Consider the following 17,330-nt stretch of genomic DNA (forward strand, 5'->3'; position numbering starts at 1 on the left):
ATTGATTTTGTAACTAATACTTATACAATTATCTATATGAGTAATGTGTAAAAAATAAAAAAGAATCCCAAAGGCATAAGGAATTCTTTTTTATTTAACAGATAAACAAGAAAAAGCCACAATTTCTTATTAATTATATTTTATTTTTATGTATTGCTAAATAGATTTAAAAGAATTTATATGCAGTATTGGATATTTATGTAATAAATATGCCTTTTGTGATAATATTTTATAGAACTGGTATTAAAGGCTAATCCATAAAGATGCATTTTTTATAAAGTATAGTGTTCTAGATTGCGAATCTTAATTTCTAGATATAACATTTAAGATAATATAAGAAAAATGAAGAAATTTGTAGAAATTTGTAGAAAATTAAGGTCATAATGGTAAAAATCAGTAAATATTAAATTTTTCTTTCTTATTTTTGTCCTTTATAATGAGCTATGAATACGACACATAAGGCAAATAATGTATATTGCCTTTCCCTAACTTTGATATACACCCTTTTTCCAACCTCCGTGTGAATTGCTATTATTTTGTTATACCGATTTTAGCGAAGGGAAAAGGGTGTATCTTTTTTGTATGAATAGTTCTAATAAATATTTTGGGTAGAAAGCATTTCTTGTTTTTCGTGACAAAAACAATAGAGAATGGGATAATAAGGACAGTATGTTGGTGGTATGACCAATTTGATATATGAGGAGAGAGTAATATGCTAGATATAGGGCAGATTAAAGAAATTATTCCACATCGTTATCCATTCTTACTTGTTGATCAAATTCTAGAAGTAGAAGAAGGAAAGCGTGCGGTTGGAATTAAAAATGTAACGGCAAATGAGGAATACTTTAATGGACACTTTCCAGATTATCCTGTGATGCCAGGTGTACTAATTGTAGAAGCATTAGCGCAGGTGGGTGCTGTTGCGGTATTAAAAAAAGAGGAGAATCGTGGGCGCCTCGCATTCTTTGCTGGTATTGACAACTGCCGCTTCAAGCGTCAAGTACGCCCGGGTGACCAACTTCGTTTAGAAGTGGAAATGACACGTGTACGTGGACCAATTGGAAAAGGGAAAGCAGTTGCAACTGTAAATGGTGAAATTGCTTGTGAAGCTGAGGTTACATTCGCGCTTGGTGATAAAAAAGAATAGATATTCTTTATTCTAGGAGATGAATGAAAAGGACTATCCTCATTTGTCTCCTTTTCTAATGAAAAAAGGGCGAGTTTATTTGTAACTTGTGCAATTAAAATTTTATTATCATACTATTAAGATGTTAAATTTGCAACGGATGCATAATTAGAAATGAATTTTATAATTTAGGGTAGGGTCATTATTTTTGAAAAAGGTAACTTTCATAATAGTGCTGATTTAGAGACAGTATTCTCGCATTATAGTATTGAAGCTGTCATGCAGTTTGTTTTTGTCATAACGAGTTTGATTTATCGTGTTAGTCAAGTCATTCTGTTACAAGTAATGTTGTAGCGACTTTTCAAGTTTTAAAAATGATGATCAGATATCCAATTATACATTTTGTTTTTTCATCATTTATATCAGTTCACGGTATGCCTTATAAAGATCGAGTGCAGGAAACATATATGTCCCATTCCCAGTTGTTTTTTATGGGAATTCTAACCTTATTATTGAATAGGCTTTAGAAGATTTTTATAAGGCATATGATTTACGTTATATGTCTCTTTGTTATCACAATGCTATAGGCGCTCATACAGATAGAACAATAGGTGAAGAGCATCGTCCAGAAACACATATTGTACCGAATGTTTTATTGCATATGGTAAAACAACAAGAGGAGAGTTTTATAATAGATGGTGGCTATGGTACAAAGATGGTAGTGCGGTAGGTGATTATGTCCATGTCATGGATGTAGTGAAAGCACATGTGCTTTCACTACATGGTTTATTAGAAGGCTATATAAAATAAACGAAATTTATCATGTAGGCTATGGTGTGGAAACTTCAGAATATGAATTGATTCAAGTGTGTGAGAAAACAACAGGTGAAACGATGAATGCGATATTTAATGATTTTATAAGAGATACGGATCATTCACTTTTTATATTTGGTAAAAAGATATGTACATAATTAGGATGGAAACCAAAGTATAAGGTATTCAATTGATGAAGCCCTTTATTCAGCTTGGAAATGGTATAGTAATCATCCGAACGGTTATGAGAATCAACCACTTTCATATTAAAAAATGTTTAGTTCTTAGATTTTATGTAAGATGCCCATTTTAAAAAATTATGGTTAAGTTATCCTACTAAGGATTGCTTGTGATATATTTAAATAGTTAAATTGTTAAATTGTTATAAAAAGGAGAAATAACCATGAGTTTCAAAATTGTTATAAAAAAAGTTCATTAGTCGCTGCACTTGCTCTTGGTTTAAACGCATTTGCTGCAACGGCAGCAAATGCAGAAACGAATAGAAAAGAAGTTTCACAAAAGCTTGTAAATTCATTGAAAACTTTAAACCTTGATCGCGTGGACTATTTATATGCATATTTACAAAAGACGAGCTTGACTAATCAAGAGCAAGCTTAGGTTAAGGCAAATGCTGCACGAGTGAGTGAACTTCTTTCAAGTGCAGCTGCGCTAGTTCCAGCAGTGATTAGCTCGTAAAGTAGAACAAGCATAATACACCCTATGGAAAAGCGAAAGAAAGTACATAAGCGTAAGTCAAAATGGAGATGGGTAATTATTAGGATTCCCGTTTCTATTATTTTGTTTGGTCTTGGGATTGTTGCCTTTTTCGGTTGGGAGTTAACGAAGCAAATCGTATGGTGAGGTTGTTTATGAAATAACAGATTTCAAAATTACGGGATCGAATGACGAGATGATTATCGTGCCAACTGATTATGAGACGTTGACGTTAAAAACATGTTATCCATTTGAGTATATTGGCGATGCGTCGGATCGTTTTATTGTGTACACGAAGCTTGTATCTAAGCCGGATTTAGAGAGACAATTATTTCTTAAAGAAAGCCCAATTGTCGTTCGTGCAATTGGACTTTTTTAATGTAATACAAAAACAGGAGATATATGGATAAATACATTTGGAACTGATCCTGTTCAGCGTTCATAAAAATATGTAATGAAAAGCTAGTAAATAAATTTAGGAGGTTTTCATCATGGCCATACTTGTAACAGGTGGAGCAGGGTATATTGGTAGTCATACATGTGTGGAATTATTGAATCATGGTTATGAAATTATAGTAGTTGATAATCTTTCTAATAGCTCAGTAGAATCATTAAATCGAGTAAAAGAAATAACAGGAAAACAATTTAAATTCTATAAAGAAGACCTTTTGAATCGAGAAGCAATTGATATGATTTTTAAAGAAAATACGATTGAGGCAGTGATTCATTTCGCTGGCTTCAAAGCGGTGGGTGAATCAGTAGCAATTCCGCTTAAGTATTATCACAACAACATTACAAGTACATTAGTATTATGTGATGTTATGCAGAAGCACAATGTAAAGAAAATGATTTTTAGTTCATCAGCAACGGTGTATGGTATTCCTGAGACATCACCAATTACAGAAGAGTTCCCTTTAAGTGCAACAAATCCATACGGTCAAACAAAGTTGATGATTGAACAAATGTTGCATGATGTAGTTGTAGCTGACTCAGAGTGGAGTATGGCATTACTTCGGTATTTCAATCCATTTGGTGCACATGAAAGTGGACGTATTGGGGAAGATCCAAATGGAATTCCCAATAACTTAATGCCATATGTAACGCAAGTAGCAGTTGGTAAGTTAAAAGAATTAAGTGTATTTGGAAATGACTATCCAACAAAAGATGGTACAGGTGTCCGTGATTATATTCACGTTGTGGATCTTGCGAATGGGCATGTGAAGGCTCTTGAGAAAGTACTGCATACAACAGGAGTAGATGCGTATAATCTTGGTACAGGTACTGGTTATAGTGTGCTAGAGATGGTGCAAGCATTCGAGAAAGTTTCAGGAAAGGCGGTTCCATATAAAATTGCAGAACGCAGACCTGGAGACGTTGCTGTATGTTTTGCAGATGTATCTAAAGCGAAGCGAGAATTAGGATGGGAAGCAAAGCGTGGGATTGAAGAAATGTGTGTAGATTCTTGGAGATGGCAGTCAAATAATAAAAATGGCTATCAAGAGGTACAGTCTATATATGTGAAATAGAGCATATAATTCAACCGGGAAAAGAAAGAGTTATTTCGTTATCTGTTAGGAAAGCAATTTTTGATGTGAAATATTCAGTAGATATATATGGGTGATATCGGAAACTTCGAGCAGAAGTTTCTTTTTTGTTTATAGTGAAAATAGAATATAGCTCCATCGTTATTTGAGCAGTGGGGCCTTATTTATATTAGGGAGTAAAAAGATAAGAGGCTATATGAGAAAATATATGGGTTTTAATTATGAAATAAAGTATAATTTGATGGGTAACTTCACATGTATAATGTGACTTGGTACTTTATTCCTTACAAACCTATAAAGCTGATTCAAGAAAGAAGGTTACACAATGAAGAAAATTCTATTTTGGATACTTGGTATTATTGGCGTTCTTGTCATTGCGGGAGGCGGTTATGCGTATTATCTGTACTCATCCGTTTCGGGGACAATCGATAAAGTGTATACCCCGCTTGAACGTGATCATTCCGAGAAACGATCTACTGATGTGAAGTTAGGAAGTAAACAACCTGTTTCTATTTTATTATTAGGGGCAGATGAGCGCGGAGCAGATAAAGGGCGTTCGGATTCGATTATGTTATTAACGCTAAATCCGAAAGATAGTTCAATGAAAATCGCAAGTATTCCTCGTGATACATATACGGAGATTGTTGGTAAAGGGAAGAAGGATAAAATCAACCATGCGTATGCATTTGGTGGAATTAATATGTCTGTGAAGACGGTTGAAAACTTTTTAGATATTCCAATCGATTATTATATTGAAGTAAATATGGAAGGGTTCCGTGATATTGTAGACGCTGTTGGCGGAGTTGATGTGTATAATGATATCGCGTTCACACTTGAAGGGATGTCATTTGAGAAAGGAAACATTCATTTAAATGGTGAACAAGCCCTGAAGTATACACGTATGCGTAAGCAGGATGCGCGCGGTGATTTCGGTCGTCAAATGCGTCAGCGTCAAGTGCTTGAAGCGGTTATTAGTAAAGGAGCTAACATATCGTCCATTACAAAACTTGGTACGATGTTAGAAGCAGTTGAGAAAAACGTAAAAACAAATTTAACCCAGGATCAAATGTGGGATCTTCAAAGTAATTATAAGTCTGCGATAAATAAGAAAGAGGAAGTTCAAATCCCTGGTGATGGTCACAAGCAAGATGGTATATGGTATTACTTTGTACCAGAGAAGGATCGTCAAGATTTGTCTAATAAATTAAAAGCTCATTTAGAGTTAACAAAATAGCAGTGAGTATAGTAAGAAGCCTAATGATCCTGTGAAATGTATGGGAAATTAGGCTTTTTTGACGTTATGTAAAAATACAATAGGATTTACAAACTACACATTAAATTTACGAAATATTTACATTATTATCCGTAAATGGTATGATGTGTTCAAAAAATGAATGGATGGATGGGGTTATGGAGAGGGGCGCTACACAGCAAGTATTAAATGTATTAGAAGTTATTAATCAAAATCCACAGATGAACCAAAAAAAGATTGCAGAGCACTGCAATATATCTGTTGGTAAAGTAAATTATATTATGAATGATTTGGCAAAGAATCAATATATTTATAGCGAGAAGTTAGGAAAGCACATGAATTATTATTTGTATAAGAAAGGCTTTGAATATATGCGCCAGGAGTTAGTGGCGTACCAAGGGAAGAAGATTAGAGTTCATCATAAAGAGGGAAAGAAGGTTACGCAAGCTGTTGTTCTTGCGGCTGGGAAGCGCCATGATTTTGGGAAGCCATCTGGTTTATTAACGGTTGGGGAAAAGCTGTTGCTAGATCGTAGTTTAGAAATTCTTGAAAATAATGGGATTGAAAAGATTGTAGTGGTAGTTGGCTATAAGAAGGAGCAGTTTGAAGGTTGGTCAGGCCGTTATAATGTGCATTTTGTGGAAAATCCGAAGTATAAGTGGACGGGATCAATGGCATCACTAGCGGAGGTTCAAGAGCTTATTACAGATGATTTCTTATTAATTGAAGATGATATTTTAATCGAAGAGAAGGCTCTTATTAAAGTGTTACATCATCCAGAACCGGACTGTGTGTTGATTACAAATGAGAGTGGATCTGGTGATGAAGCGTTTGTTGAGCTCCAGGATGGCTATCTTTATAAAATTTCAAAAGATATTCATCAGTTAAATCGTATTGATGGTGAGATGGTTGGGATTTCTAAAATCTCGTATGAAGTGTTCATGAACATGTTAGCAACATTCCGTCATAATCAAAATCCATATGTGAACTATGAATATTTACTTCTTGATGCGGCAAGGTTGTATGACGTCGGTTATGCAAAGTTATCGGATGTTGTATGGGCAGAGATTGATACAACGAAGCAGTATGAAGTTGTGAAAAATAAAATATATCCTCGTTTAGTGAAGAAAGAAGCAGAGTTTAAAGAAAGACAAATTAAAAGATATGTTTTAGAGGCGCTTTCTATTTCAGAAGAGCAAGTTACGAATATTCAGTCATTTGGTGGTATGACGAATACGAATTTCAAAGTAATGGCAGGCGGAAAGGAATATGTATTACGTATTCCAGGAAGCGGTACGGAAGACATGATTAGCCGCCGTGATGAAATGGAAACGGCTAATTTAGCAAGCGATTTAGGGATCGATGCGGAACTTTTATACTTTAATGCAGAAACAGGTGTGAAGTTAGCGAAACTTATTCCAAACGCAGAAACATTAAATCCAAAAACGGCAAAACGCAGTGACAATATGATATTAACAGCAAATATATTAAAGAAATTACACAGTTCGGATATCGTGATGAATAACGTTTTTAATGTATTTGAAAAAGTCGAGCATTATGAAGGGTTATTAAATAAAGTAAACGGTTCTAACTTCGATGATTATGTCGAAGTGAAGAGCAAAATAATGCAATTAAAGGATATGTATGAGGCGATGGATGTTACGCTCGCGCCTTGTCATAATGATACCGTTCCTGAAAACTTTGTTAAGAGCGGCGAAGACAAAGTGTATTTAATTGATTGGGAATATGGGGGCATGAACGATCCGATGTGGGATATCGCCGCACATAGCTTAGAATGTGATTTTTCTTTAGAGGATGAGGAACTGTTTTTAAGTTATTATTTTAATGGATCAGTAGAAGAGTCTTATAAAGAAAGAATATTGATGAATAAGATTTTCCAAGATTTCTTATGGAGTATTTGGACGAAGATTAAAGAAAGTACAGGCAGTGATTTTGGAACATATGGAATAGATCGCTATCATCGTGCGAAGAAAAACTTACAGCTCTTTTTAGCGTTAGCGTGTGAGGTATGAAAATGAGAGAAAAGCAAAGTACAGGCATATTGTATGGAGTTTTTTCTGGTTTTGCTTGGGCTGTAGATACGGTATTGATTGGGATTATCTTATCTTCACAACTTATGTTAGCAACAGAACAAGTTGTGTTGCTTGCGCCGCTTGTGAGTACATTTTTGCATGACTTTATGTCAGCGTTATGGATGATGATATATATGGCGATAAAAGGGCAGCTGGGAACGGTTTTTTCTAAGCTGAAAACGAGAAGTGGACGGTTCGTTATGTTAGGAGCACTTATGGGCGGGCCGGTTGGTATGACGTTTTATGTACTAGCTGTAAAATATATCGGGGCTTCTTATACAGCTGCGATTTCAGCGGTATATCCAGCGGTTGGTGCACTTTTTGCATTCTTGTTTTTGAAGGATCGCCTTCGCCCCTGGAATTGGTTTGGGCTTATTATTAGTATTACATTTATTATCATCCTTGGATTTACAGGGGACGGATTTGCGACTGAAAACTATATGTTAGGATTTATTTTCGTCCTGATTTGTATCGTTGGCTGGGGGTTAGAGTGTGTAATCTGTGCGTACGGTATGAAAGATGAAGAAGTATCCCCTGAAGAGGCCTTGCAAATTCGTCAGCTTGTTTCAGCGGTCACATATGGACTTGTGATTTTACCTGTAGCGAGCGGACATTTCTTAACAAGAGAAGTTGTGATGAGCAGTGAGTTTATTTTAATCATTGTGATTGCATTAGTTGGAACAGCTTCTTATGTATTCTACTATAAGGCAATTCATGAAATTGGACCAACAAAAGCAATGGCGCTTAACATTACGTATTCTGCATGGGCGGTTGTCATTTCTATGTTAGTATTAGGGTCACCTTTTTCATGGAAGTTAATTATTTGTTGTGTTGCGATTCTTATAGGCGCAATTTTAACGGTTGCAGATATAAATGAATTTATGAAAGCGAAAAAATATAGAGGTGAAGTAACGTGAGAGCGATTTTATTAGCAGCAGGTATGGGAACACGTTTACGCCCATTAACGTTAACGACTCCCAAATCATTAGTAGAGGTAAACGGCAAGCCGATGTTAGAGCGTCAAATTGAATACTTACAAGAAATCGGCGTCCAAGAAATTATTGTCGTTACAGGTTACTTAGCAGAGAAATTCGACTATCTTGCCCATAAGTATAATGTGAAGCTTGTGCACAATGACAAGTATGATGTATATAACAATATTTATACAATGTATGTAGTTCGTGAATATTTACAAGAGGCATATGTAATGGATGCGGATGTTTATTTACACCGTAATATTTTTATAGAGAACCCAGCGTCATCTTTATATTTTAGTGCGAAGAAAGAAGATTTCCGTAATGAATGGATTATTAAGTATGATGAAAATCGTAAAGTATATGATATTGAAATTGGTGACGGTGATGATGATTACATCTTATGTGGTATTTCCTATTGGTCAAAAGAAGATGGTGTCCATATTGTGAAAAAACTAGAAGAAGCAGTAGATCAGGAAAATTTCAGTGAACTGTACTGGGACAATATTGTAAAAGATAACATTCAAGATTTAAATGTTCATTTGTACGAAATCGATAGCAATGATAGTTTTGAAATTGATTCTGTAGAGGATTTACAGAAGGTAGAAGAAAAGCTCGCTGTTTTAGCCAAATAGTAGTGGTATACAATAGTTGGAATTTCTTCTTGCTATATAAAATAAGAGTAGCTAAGCTAGATTTATAGAGTTAAAAAAATGAAAAGTTGGGTGGAAAATATGGTATCTATTTTAGTTTGTGGCGGAGCTGGTTATATTGGTTCTCACGCGGTGAAAAAGTTAGTTGATGAGGAACAATCTGTAATCGTAATTGATAACTTGCAAACAGGTCATGAAGATGCAATTACAGAAGGCGTGAAGTTTTATAAGGGTGATCTTCGTGATAAAGATTTCTTAAGAGACGTTTTTAAGCAAGAAACAATTGACGCAGTGATGCATTTTGCAGCGGATTCTTTAGTCGGTGTAAGTATGGAAAAGCCGCTACAATATTATAATAACAACGTATATGGTGCACTATGTTTACTAGAGGTAATGGAAGAATTTAAGATTGATAAGTTTATCTTCTCATCAACTGCCGCAACATATGGCGATGTAGATGTTGAGTTAATTTCAGAAGAAACACCAACAAACCCTACGAACACATATGGAGAAACAAAATTAGCGATTGAAAAAATGTTGCATTGGTATAGCCAAGCTTCTCATTTGAAATATAAGGTCTTTAGATACTTTAATGTAGCTGGTGCAACGCCAAGTGGTATGATTGGTGAGGATCATCGTCCTGAAACGCATTTAATTCCGCTTGTATTGCAAGTTGCTTTAGGGCAACGTGAGAAAATCATGATGTTTGGTGATGATTACAATACACCAGATGGTACATGTATTCGTGATTATATTCATGTGGATGATTTAGTAGCTGCTCATTTCCTTGGACTTCAGGATTTACAAAATGGCGGGGACAGCGACTTTTATAACTTAGGGAACGGTAACGGATTTAGTGTAAAAGAAATTGTTGAAGCAGTTCGCGAAGTAACAAAGCATGAAATTCCAGCGGAAGTTGCGCCAAGAAGAGCTGGAGACCCAGCGCGCCTTGTTGCATCTTCTCAAAAAGCAAAGGAAAAATTAGGATGGAATCCGCAATATATAGATATGAAAACAATTATTGAGCATGCGTGGAATTGGCATCAAAGTAAGCCGAATGGGTATGCAAAGTAAAATAATAAAAAAGAGTGTATTGTCGTTCAACATATGTTCGATAGTGCACTCTTTTTTTGTATAGGATATTTGCTATACTAAAATGTACTGCGAAAGGAGGAGAATCATGAAAATACTCGTAGTCGATGATGAATCGAGCATTCGCAATTTAATTCGTATGCAGCTAGAGATGGAAGGATATGAAGTACTAACTGCAGCTGATGGAAAAGAGGCTTTGCAAAGATGGGACGAGCAGCCCGATGTATTGATTTTAGATGTGATGCTTCCAGATACGGATGGTTATGAGCTGCTTCGGCTCTTTAGGGAGAAGGACCGAGATATTCCAGTACTTATGTTAACGGCGAAGAGCCAGATGAATGATAAGCTGCTCGGACTGCAGCTTGGTGCTGATGATTATGTAACGAAGCCATTCAATTATGCAGAACTGATTCTTCGGGTAAAGAATATGGCACGGCGCACGACGAAGAAAGAAACTTTGCAACGATATGAAATGATCCGTGCTGGTGAATTGGTTATTTATCCGAAGGAACGGAAAGTACATGTCAATGGAGAAGAAATTGATTTAACGTATCGTGAGTTCAATTTATGTCAGCTATTTGCTTCACATCCGCATCGCGTGTTTATGCGTGATGAGCTATTGGAGAAAGTGTGGGGCTTTGAGTATAGCGGAAATACGAGAGCAGTTGATATTATGGTGCAGCGCCTTCGGAAGAAGCTTGGAGCAAGCGGAGAACATATTAAGACAATTTATGGCGTCGGCTATAAGTTAGATTGTTAAAAGGTGATAAGATGTCGTTAAAACGAAATATGGTACTTGGTATAGTAGGGTTATTGATTCCAATTTTGTTTCTTCTTTATACGGTTGTTTACATTGCATTAGAAAAGAATATGTATCATAATGCGGCAGGTTCTTTAGAGAAATTAAGTGTAGAAGCGCAAATTTACACGATGAACTATTTAGAGAAGGAAGAAGAAGTGGAGACGCTAGGACCGAATTCGCTTTTGATTGCTTCTTATTTAGCAAAGCGGATGGATGTCCGTGTGCAGATGATTGGGAAGAATGGAGACGTCGTTGCGGATACAGAGAAAGGAGCTTTGCTTCATAAGAATATAGATATTGACCAGTCGTTACGAGGAAAGAAGGCATATGTATTTGAAAATGGTGACCCAGCACCACTTCTTTTATTTTCGAGTCCCGTTTATCATGGAAGCGATGTTATTGGGGCAATTCGCTTTATTAACGAATTACAAGATGAGAAAGAAGTTTTAACGAATGTGAGCTGGACATTTCTCATTACATCGATTTGTTTAGTAGCCGGCGGCATTTTCTTTGCGATTCGTTTAGCGAAATCTCTTCATAAGCCAATTGATCAGTTAAGACAAATGGCAAAGCGGCTTGCAAATGGGGATTATAAAAGTAAAATTGAGCTAAATGAATATGTAGAAATCGCCCAGTTATCAGCGTCTTTCAATGCGATGGCTGATGCAATTGAACTTCATATGACGCAGCTAAAGGAAGAGAAAGAGAAGCAGAAGGATTTCTTAGACCGAATTACGCATGAGCTGAAAACACCGCTTACTGCAATTATCGGATATGTAGATTTAATTCCAAAATTGCAATCTGCGCGAGATGTAGAAGAAAGCCTTCATTATGTTTCGATTGAAAGTCAGCGTCTATTATCACTCGTTGAGGAGTTGCTACAATCTTCAAAGTATGGGACGAGTACGTTTGAAGTCTCTCCGACGATTGTAAATATAAAACAAGTTGCGGAAGAAGCAATTTCGATTGTGAAGCCTCGTCTTCAGCAATATGAAATAGAAGTTATAAATGAATTATCTGAAGTGAATGTAGTTGCTGATTTTGATAAGACGAAGCAAATTTTCTTGAATGTGTTTGATAATGCGATTAAATATAGTGATGCTACGAAAATGAGGATAAATGTCGCGAAAAATGAACATGAAGCGAAAATTCTTATCCATGATGATGGAATTGGTATAGATGAAGCGATACTTGCAGAATGGAATCGTTCTCCAAAAGGGAAAGTACTCTCCTCTAGTTATGGAAATGGATATGGTTTGTTCATTTGTCAGGAGATTATGAACAAGCAGGGCGGAAGTATGCGAATTGAAAGTAGTGAGGAAATGGGAACGCTGGTAGTTATCACATTGTTATTACCAAGGTACATGGAAGGTATAAAAAAATTGAAAGCGATTAAATGATACATTTATGAAACAATTATGCGGTATTTTCGAAACAACGTTTTTTTATTGTGGAGGTAGGCAGAAATGAAAAGGCTATCATTTCAAATTCTCTTGTTTGTCTGTTGTACGATTGCGGCTCTTATCTTGTTTTATGTTATAGAAAAGCAATTGTATAACCGCGTTACAACCCTAGATGACAAGCAGGCTGTTTTAGAAAGAGCAAGTGAATCTCTTCCTACTGAAGTGAAGGTAAGACATGAGAAGTGGGGAGAAGTAGTTGTAACAGATGAAGTTCGTCTACATGCGATTGTTTCATTCTTTGACCGAATTCGAATGAAGCAAACTGAAGCGAAGATCCACGAACAAGTATTTACTGGAGAAGTAACGTACTTGAATGGACATAGGCGTACTTTTGCAGTAGGTGACTTGTTCCAGTACGAGGCAAATGTATATGGGAAGAAGGGGACAGATCCTATGATTTCTGCATTCCAAACATATTTGCTGGGCCTATATTATACGCCAGAGCGTATTAGCGATTTCTTTGCATCAGCAAAAGAGGTTGTCTTGCGAGAAGGTGATGTAGTGCGTACTACGAATCTTACGCCAATACTTGATTCGATTCGGCAAGCAAAGCAAATTACGGACTATGGAGAGATCCAGAAATTGCTGCAATCGCAGAAGAATCCAATCGCTTATATTACTGCTTATCAAAATGGTAAACATGTAAAGAATGAACGTGAGGATATATTAACGATTTCTGTATATCCTTCTTACTTTGTCGTGCAATACCTTGGCGATAATAATGGGAATGTGATGTATATGAAAGGCTCCCTAGCAAATCTATTTGTAAAGGAGAATGTTTCATGAGAAAGATAGCCTTTTTCTTCTTTTTGCTAGTAATTGGAGGAGCGATGTCTAGTTGCTCTCGAGATACTACCTCTATCAAATATAGTAAAAATGGTCTTCCAAATTTAAAAGATCGCCATCTAGTTGCGTATGTAGCAGCGCGTGAAGAAGTCGGTGAAGCACTTCTATCATCGTTTTGTAAACCGCGCGGGTGTACGTATGAATTTATTCGCCTCTCTACGGAGGAGCTTCTTAGAAGAGTTGAAGAAGAAGCGGGAAATCCAAAAGCCGATATTATCATTGGCGGTACATTGGATGCGCATCAAATGATGAAGCAAAAAAATCTATCTATTCCTGTTATAAGTCAGCATGCAAGTAGCATTTCAAAAGCCGTTAAAGATCAGGATGGCTTTTGGCATGGCTATGAAGTAGAGCAGCTTGCCATCGCGATTAATAAAGAGCGATGGAATAAGGAAATAGCGCCGCTGGGGCTTTCCTATCCGTCAGAGTGGAAAGATTTATTACATCCTGCGTATGCTGGAAAGATTATCATGCCTGATCCGAATGTTTCAGGAACAGCATATACGTTGTTCCAATCACTTGTTGATACATTTGGTGAAGAAGAGGCTGATCATTATGTAAAGGAGCTTGCGAGGCAGGTAGCGGAGGTAACGGTGAATGGTTACATGCCCGTAGAATATGTTGCAAGTGGTGAATACATGATCGGAATTAATTTTATGGGAGATCAACGGATGCTTCAAAAACAAGGCTTTCCGATTTTAAGTAACGTGCCTGAGCAAACAGGGTTATCTGTCAATGCGATTTCTAAACTGAGACATGCACCGAGTGGTATTATAGCGGATTTATTTATTGATTATTGTTTATCAGAAGAAGCGGGGCACATTTTAGAAAAGGTTTCGTTTGGCGTACCAACGATGCTTGCGAAGAATCAGAAAGAAATAGAAGGTCAGCCTGTTAGAAGAACGAGCAAAAACGTATCAGATGGTAGAGTAATCGAGATATGGAATAGACAACGTCTCTCTCAAAAGTGAGAAAAGGAGAAGAGATGATATGTTTAATTGGCTTAAGCCTGCACCAGCAATAGAGCGTTTGCCAGCGAATATGATTGACAAAGTATACACACTACTACGGATTCGCGTGTTACTGGGAATTTCGGTTGGGTATGCAGCGTATTATTTAGTTCGTAGTAACTTTACGTTATCTAGTACGTACTTAATGAAAGAATATGGTTTTAGTGCAACGGAATATGGTTTATTAGGTTCCGTTACGGCGATTGTGTATGGACTAAGTAAGTTCTTTATGGGAAATTTATCAGATAAAGCGTATGCTCAGCGGTTTATTGCGGTTGGTTTATTCTTATCGGCAATTATAAATATTTGTTTTGGTTTTGCATCTTCATTTGGAATGATTTTAACATTATTAGTTTTTAATAATATTTTTCAAGGGATGGGGGCACCGCCTTGTAGTACCGTAATGACAAAGTGGTTCTCGAAGAAAGAGCGCGGTACAAAAACAGGACTTTGGAATATTTCGCATAATGTTGGTGCGATGCTTGTAGCACCACTTGTTGGAATTGGTATTGGTATTTTCGGTGAAAGTCATTGGCAAGCCGGCGTGTTTATCTTCCCTGCGATCATTGCAATGGTCATTTCAGTTCTTATGTGGGTGAATGCGAAGGATACACCAGAATCTGTCGGTCTTCCACCAATTGAAGAATATCGTAATGACTATGAAGGTCTTGAGAAGGCAGACAATGCCAACAAAATGTCACCAAAAGAAATTTTGATGAAATATGTAGTGAAAAATAAATTTATTTGGTATTTATGTATTGCGAACGCATTTGTATATTTAATTCGTTTCGGTGTTATTAACTGGGTACCGATTTATTTAACAACGGTTAAAGGATTTACAAAAACAGAAGCGCATGCAGCATATTCAATTTTTGAAGCAATGGCAATTCCAAGTTCATTAATCGTAGGTCTGCTAAGTGATAAGTTATTTAAAGGAAAACGTATGCCACTATGTGTATTTAGTATGGTTGGTGTTGTTATCGGAACGCTAGTATACTGGCAAGCATCGAATATACTTGTTGTGAGTGCGGCAGTTTCGATTATTGGTTGTTTAATTTACGTACCACAATTTTTAATTGGTTTAAGTGCAATGGAATTAGTACCAAAATTCGCAGTAGGTACAACAGTTGGTATGTGTGGCCTGTTCGGCTATTTAGGAGGAAGCCTTGTTGCAAACGCAGCGATCGGTGTTATCGTTGATCGCTCTGGTTGGGACGGCTGTTTCATTCTATTATTAGCGGGTGGTATTTTATCTACTGTATTCTTATTTATCGTTCAATTTGGTCATGAGAGAAAAGGCCCTGAGAGCAAAATTGCATAATCGTTTATGTAAGGAAGCTGTCCAAAAGCACTACTTTTGGGCAGCTCTTTTTATGTGCATCTTGTCAGTGAAGATTTATATAAAGTGAAATTATATTATATATAGAAAATTAACATCCATTTTACAATATCTTCAAAAACGAATGTTAAAATTTACTAGAAGTTAGCAAGACAAATTATTATGTATAAAGGAGATGCTGAAATGTGGGGATTTTTGTATCAGAGGTAGAGAAATTTTTATTTTGTTCAGCAACTGTTACACAGCGAGATTGTACATTTGATTTTGTCGTTCGTAGTACACCGATCGGGATTGCGATTTGTTTAGTTGAAGATTATGAAGTAGAGTGGCTTCCGATGAAAGTAGAAACATATTTGGAAGTGAACGGAAGCATGTTTCCAGATGAAGAGGAAAAAGATGAATTTCGTAAACAGTTAAATAGTGAAACGGGCTGGATGTTGGACATGCAAGGTGATAACCCGGAAGGCATTGTGCAAAGAGCGATGCGCACAGATGAATATGAAGCGTTTCAAACGGTAGAAAAGAATATTCCGCGTGAGATGAGAAAAGACGTGACAACTCTTCCGTTTGAGTATGACTTGGATGAAGAGAAACCGAGTTCTTGGAGAAAATGTCCAAACCGCCTGATGTAAGGCGGTTTTCTTTAGGTTCCTTAAAACTTTCTTAAAAGATAAATCGTTATATTTCTAAACATTTGTATTTTTGTTACAATATAAGTGTTGATGTAAAACTTTGTAAAGAAATCGTAATAATGTAAAAATATATAAATTCATTTTGATATTTCAATATGTAAGTCGTATTGACCTGCACTTATTTTCTCTGTCTATTTTTACTTGGATTTATATCGCTATCGTTTTCTGAAAGTTTTACATAATTAAATAACCACTATATTAAGATATAAAAGGAGAGAGGATATGTTACCAAATACCGTTCGTACTCCAAATAAAAAGAAGAAATGGATTATCATCGGAGTTATTGCACTAATTGTCGTCGTTGCAGCCGTCAATATTTTTGTTATGCAAGGAAAGAAAAAGGGCGCGGCTGAGGGAGATGCTGTTAGCTTTGAGAAAGTAACAGAACGTTCACTTAACAATACGAAGTTGATTTCTGGACAAGTAAAACCTGGAAATATTGAGAGCTTCTACGCAGATCCGACAAAAGGAAAAGTAAAAGATATTGCAGTAAAAGAAGGACAGGAAGTAGAAAAGGGCACGAAATTATTCTCTTATGATAATGAAGAAATCAATTTACAACTGAAACAAGCTGAGCTTGAGCAAAAAATGGCTACTATGCGCTACGATCAGGCACAAAAGAAAATAGATTCATTAAAGAAAGATATTAAGAAGGCAAAAGATAGTGGCGCGGGGAAAGAAGTAACAGATCAGTTAGAAGAGCAAGTAAGTGAATTAGAAATACAGCAAAAAACAAGTGATCTAGAGAAAGAAAAAGGCCAATTACAATCACAAGAGTTAAAGAAAAAGCAAGGTGAACTCACAATTTATAGTAATTTTGCTGGCGTTGTCCAAAAGCTAGATAAAGATGCAGCACAAAACTCAGCGCAAGCGATGGGCGGACAAGGAAAATCATTTCTACAAATTGCATCTAAAGA

At 36.4% G+C, this 17,330-nt stretch carries 15 protein-coding genes and 2 pseudogenes; all 17 read left to right on the forward strand.

What is annotated here, in order from left to right:
* Positions 1 to 712: 712 nt before the first annotated feature.
* On the forward strand, positions 713 to 1,147 hold the full coding sequence (fabZ, locus tag M014_RS0111855; protein ID WP_026591926.1) for a 3-hydroxyacyl-ACP dehydratase FabZ: 435 nt from the start codon (positions 713 to 715) through the stop codon (positions 1,145 to 1,147).
* Between the two features lie 538 nt (positions 1,148 to 1,685).
* Positions 1,686 to 1,856, forward strand: a complete 171-nt coding sequence (locus M014_RS26840) for a hypothetical protein (RefSeq protein WP_231503935.1) — start codon at positions 1,686 to 1,688, stop codon at positions 1,854 to 1,856.
* A gap of 106 nt (positions 1,857 to 1,962) precedes the next feature.
* Positions 1,963 to 2,097, forward strand: a complete 135-nt coding sequence (locus M014_RS30330; protein ID WP_255259958.1) for a hypothetical protein — start codon at positions 1,963 to 1,965, stop codon at positions 2,095 to 2,097.
* Positions 2,098 to 2,659: 562 nt separating this feature from the next.
* Positions 2,660 to 3,032 (forward strand): annotated as a pseudogene (locus M014_RS28275) (sortase domain-containing protein).
* 112 nt (positions 3,033 to 3,144) lie between these two features.
* Positions 3,145 to 4,179 carry a UDP-glucose 4-epimerase GalE gene (gene galE / locus M014_RS0111870; RefSeq protein ID WP_026591928.1) on the forward strand — a complete coding sequence of 345 codons (1,035 nt, stop codon included), beginning with the start codon at positions 3,145 to 3,147 and terminating at the stop codon, positions 4,177 to 4,179.
* A gap of 343 nt (positions 4,180 to 4,522) precedes the next feature.
* Complete coding sequence (tagU, locus tag M014_RS0111875) at positions 4,523 to 5,431, forward strand: polyisoprenyl-teichoic acid--peptidoglycan teichoic acid transferase TagU (protein WP_026591929.1); 909 nt, start codon at positions 4,523 to 4,525, stop codon at positions 5,429 to 5,431.
* Between the two features lie 176 nt (positions 5,432 to 5,607).
* Positions 5,608 to 7,482: a phosphocholine cytidylyltransferase/choline kinase family protein gene (locus M014_RS0111880; protein WP_026591930.1), complete on the forward strand. Its 1,875-nt coding sequence runs from the start codon at positions 5,608 to 5,610 to the stop codon at positions 7,480 to 7,482.
* 2 nt (positions 7,483 to 7,484) lie between these two features.
* Positions 7,485 to 8,459 carry a DMT family transporter gene (locus M014_RS0111885; protein ID WP_026591931.1) on the forward strand — a complete coding sequence of 325 codons (975 nt, stop codon included), beginning with the start codon at positions 7,485 to 7,487 and terminating at the stop codon, positions 8,457 to 8,459.
* A complete protein-coding gene (locus M014_RS0111890; protein WP_026591932.1) occupies positions 8,456 to 9,151 on the forward strand; it encodes a CTP--phosphocholine cytidylyltransferase in 696 nt (231 codons plus the stop codon). Before M014_RS0111885 ends, M014_RS0111890 begins: the two co-directional genes overlap by 4 nt.
* A 99-nt stretch (positions 9,152 to 9,250) precedes the next feature.
* Complete coding sequence (galE, locus tag M014_RS0111895; protein WP_026591933.1) at positions 9,251 to 10,243, forward strand: UDP-glucose 4-epimerase GalE; 993 nt, start codon at positions 9,251 to 9,253, stop codon at positions 10,241 to 10,243.
* A gap of 106 nt (positions 10,244 to 10,349) precedes the next feature.
* Positions 10,350 to 11,021 carry a response regulator transcription factor gene (locus M014_RS0111900; protein WP_026591934.1) on the forward strand — a complete coding sequence of 224 codons (672 nt, stop codon included), beginning with the start codon at positions 10,350 to 10,352 and terminating at the stop codon, positions 11,019 to 11,021.
* A gap of 11 nt (positions 11,022 to 11,032) precedes the next feature.
* Entirely contained in the window at positions 11,033 to 12,463 is a 1,431-nt protein-coding gene (locus M014_RS0111905) for a HAMP domain-containing sensor histidine kinase (protein WP_026591935.1), read from the forward strand.
* A 66-nt stretch (positions 12,464 to 12,529) separates the two neighbouring features.
* A complete protein-coding gene (locus tag M014_RS0111910) occupies positions 12,530 to 13,312 on the forward strand; it encodes a DUF3919 family protein (RefSeq protein ID WP_026591936.1) in 783 nt (260 codons plus the stop codon).
* Positions 13,309 to 14,343, forward strand: a complete 1,035-nt coding sequence (locus M014_RS0111915) for an ABC transporter substrate-binding protein (RefSeq protein ID WP_026591937.1) — start codon at positions 13,309 to 13,311, stop codon at positions 14,341 to 14,343. Before M014_RS0111910 ends, M014_RS0111915 begins: the two co-directional genes overlap by 4 nt.
* 19 nt (positions 14,344 to 14,362) lie before the next feature.
* Positions 14,363 to 15,703, forward strand: a complete 1,341-nt coding sequence (locus M014_RS0111920) for an MFS transporter (protein ID WP_026591938.1) — start codon at positions 14,363 to 14,365, stop codon at positions 15,701 to 15,703.
* Positions 15,704 to 15,906: 203 nt separating this feature from the next.
* The gene (locus M014_RS0111925) at positions 15,907 to 16,353 is read left to right on the forward strand and encodes a hypothetical protein (protein WP_026591939.1); all 447 of its coding nucleotides are present in this window, start codon (positions 15,907 to 15,909) and stop codon (positions 16,351 to 16,353) included.
* A 282-nt stretch (positions 16,354 to 16,635) separates the two neighbouring features.
* Positions 16,636 to 17,330, forward strand: a pseudogene (locus tag M014_RS0111930) (biotin/lipoyl-binding protein); the annotation flags it as partial.

Source organism: Bacillus sp. UNC437CL72CviS29, from assembly GCF_000482345.1.
Classification (GTDB): Bacteria; Bacillota; Bacilli; order Bacillales; family Bacillaceae_G; genus Bacillus_A; species Bacillus_A arachidis.

What these genes read in the sequence shown, in the direction of transcription:
- M014_RS0111880 (WP_026591930.1), top strand. Translation starts at nt 5,608, where the DNA reads ATGGAGAGGGGCGCTACACAGCAAGTATTAAATGTATTAGAAGTTATT.
- fabZ (WP_026591926.1), top strand. Translation starts at nt 713, where the DNA reads ATGCTAGATATAGGGCAGATTAAAGAAATTATTCCACATCGTTATCCA.
- galE (WP_026591933.1), top strand. Translation starts at nt 9,251, where the DNA reads ATGGTATCTATTTTAGTTTGTGGCGGAGCTGGTTATATTGGTTCTCAC.
- M014_RS0111915 (WP_026591937.1), top strand. Translation starts at nt 13,309, where the DNA reads ATGAGAAAGATAGCCTTTTTCTTCTTTTTGCTAGTAATTGGAGGAGCG.
- M014_RS0111885 (WP_026591931.1), top strand. Translation starts at nt 7,485, where the DNA reads ATGAGAGAAAAGCAAAGTACAGGCATATTGTATGGAGTTTTTTCTGGT.
- M014_RS0111920 (WP_026591938.1), top strand. Translation starts at nt 14,363, where the DNA reads ATGTTTAATTGGCTTAAGCCTGCACCAGCAATAGAGCGTTTGCCAGCG.
- M014_RS0111900 (WP_026591934.1), top strand. Translation starts at nt 10,350, where the DNA reads ATGAAAATACTCGTAGTCGATGATGAATCGAGCATTCGCAATTTAATT.
- M014_RS26840 (WP_231503935.1), top strand. Translation starts at nt 1,686, where the DNA reads ATGTCTCTTTGTTATCACAATGCTATAGGCGCTCATACAGATAGAACA.
- tagU (WP_026591929.1), top strand. Translation starts at nt 4,523, where the DNA reads ATGAAGAAAATTCTATTTTGGATACTTGGTATTATTGGCGTTCTTGTC.
- M014_RS0111910 (WP_026591936.1), top strand. Translation starts at nt 12,530, where the DNA reads ATGAAAAGGCTATCATTTCAAATTCTCTTGTTTGTCTGTTGTACGATT.
- galE (WP_026591928.1), top strand. Translation starts at nt 3,145, where the DNA reads ATGGCCATACTTGTAACAGGTGGAGCAGGGTATATTGGTAGTCATACA.
- M014_RS0111905 (WP_026591935.1), top strand. Translation starts at nt 11,033, where the DNA reads ATGTCGTTAAAACGAAATATGGTACTTGGTATAGTAGGGTTATTGATT.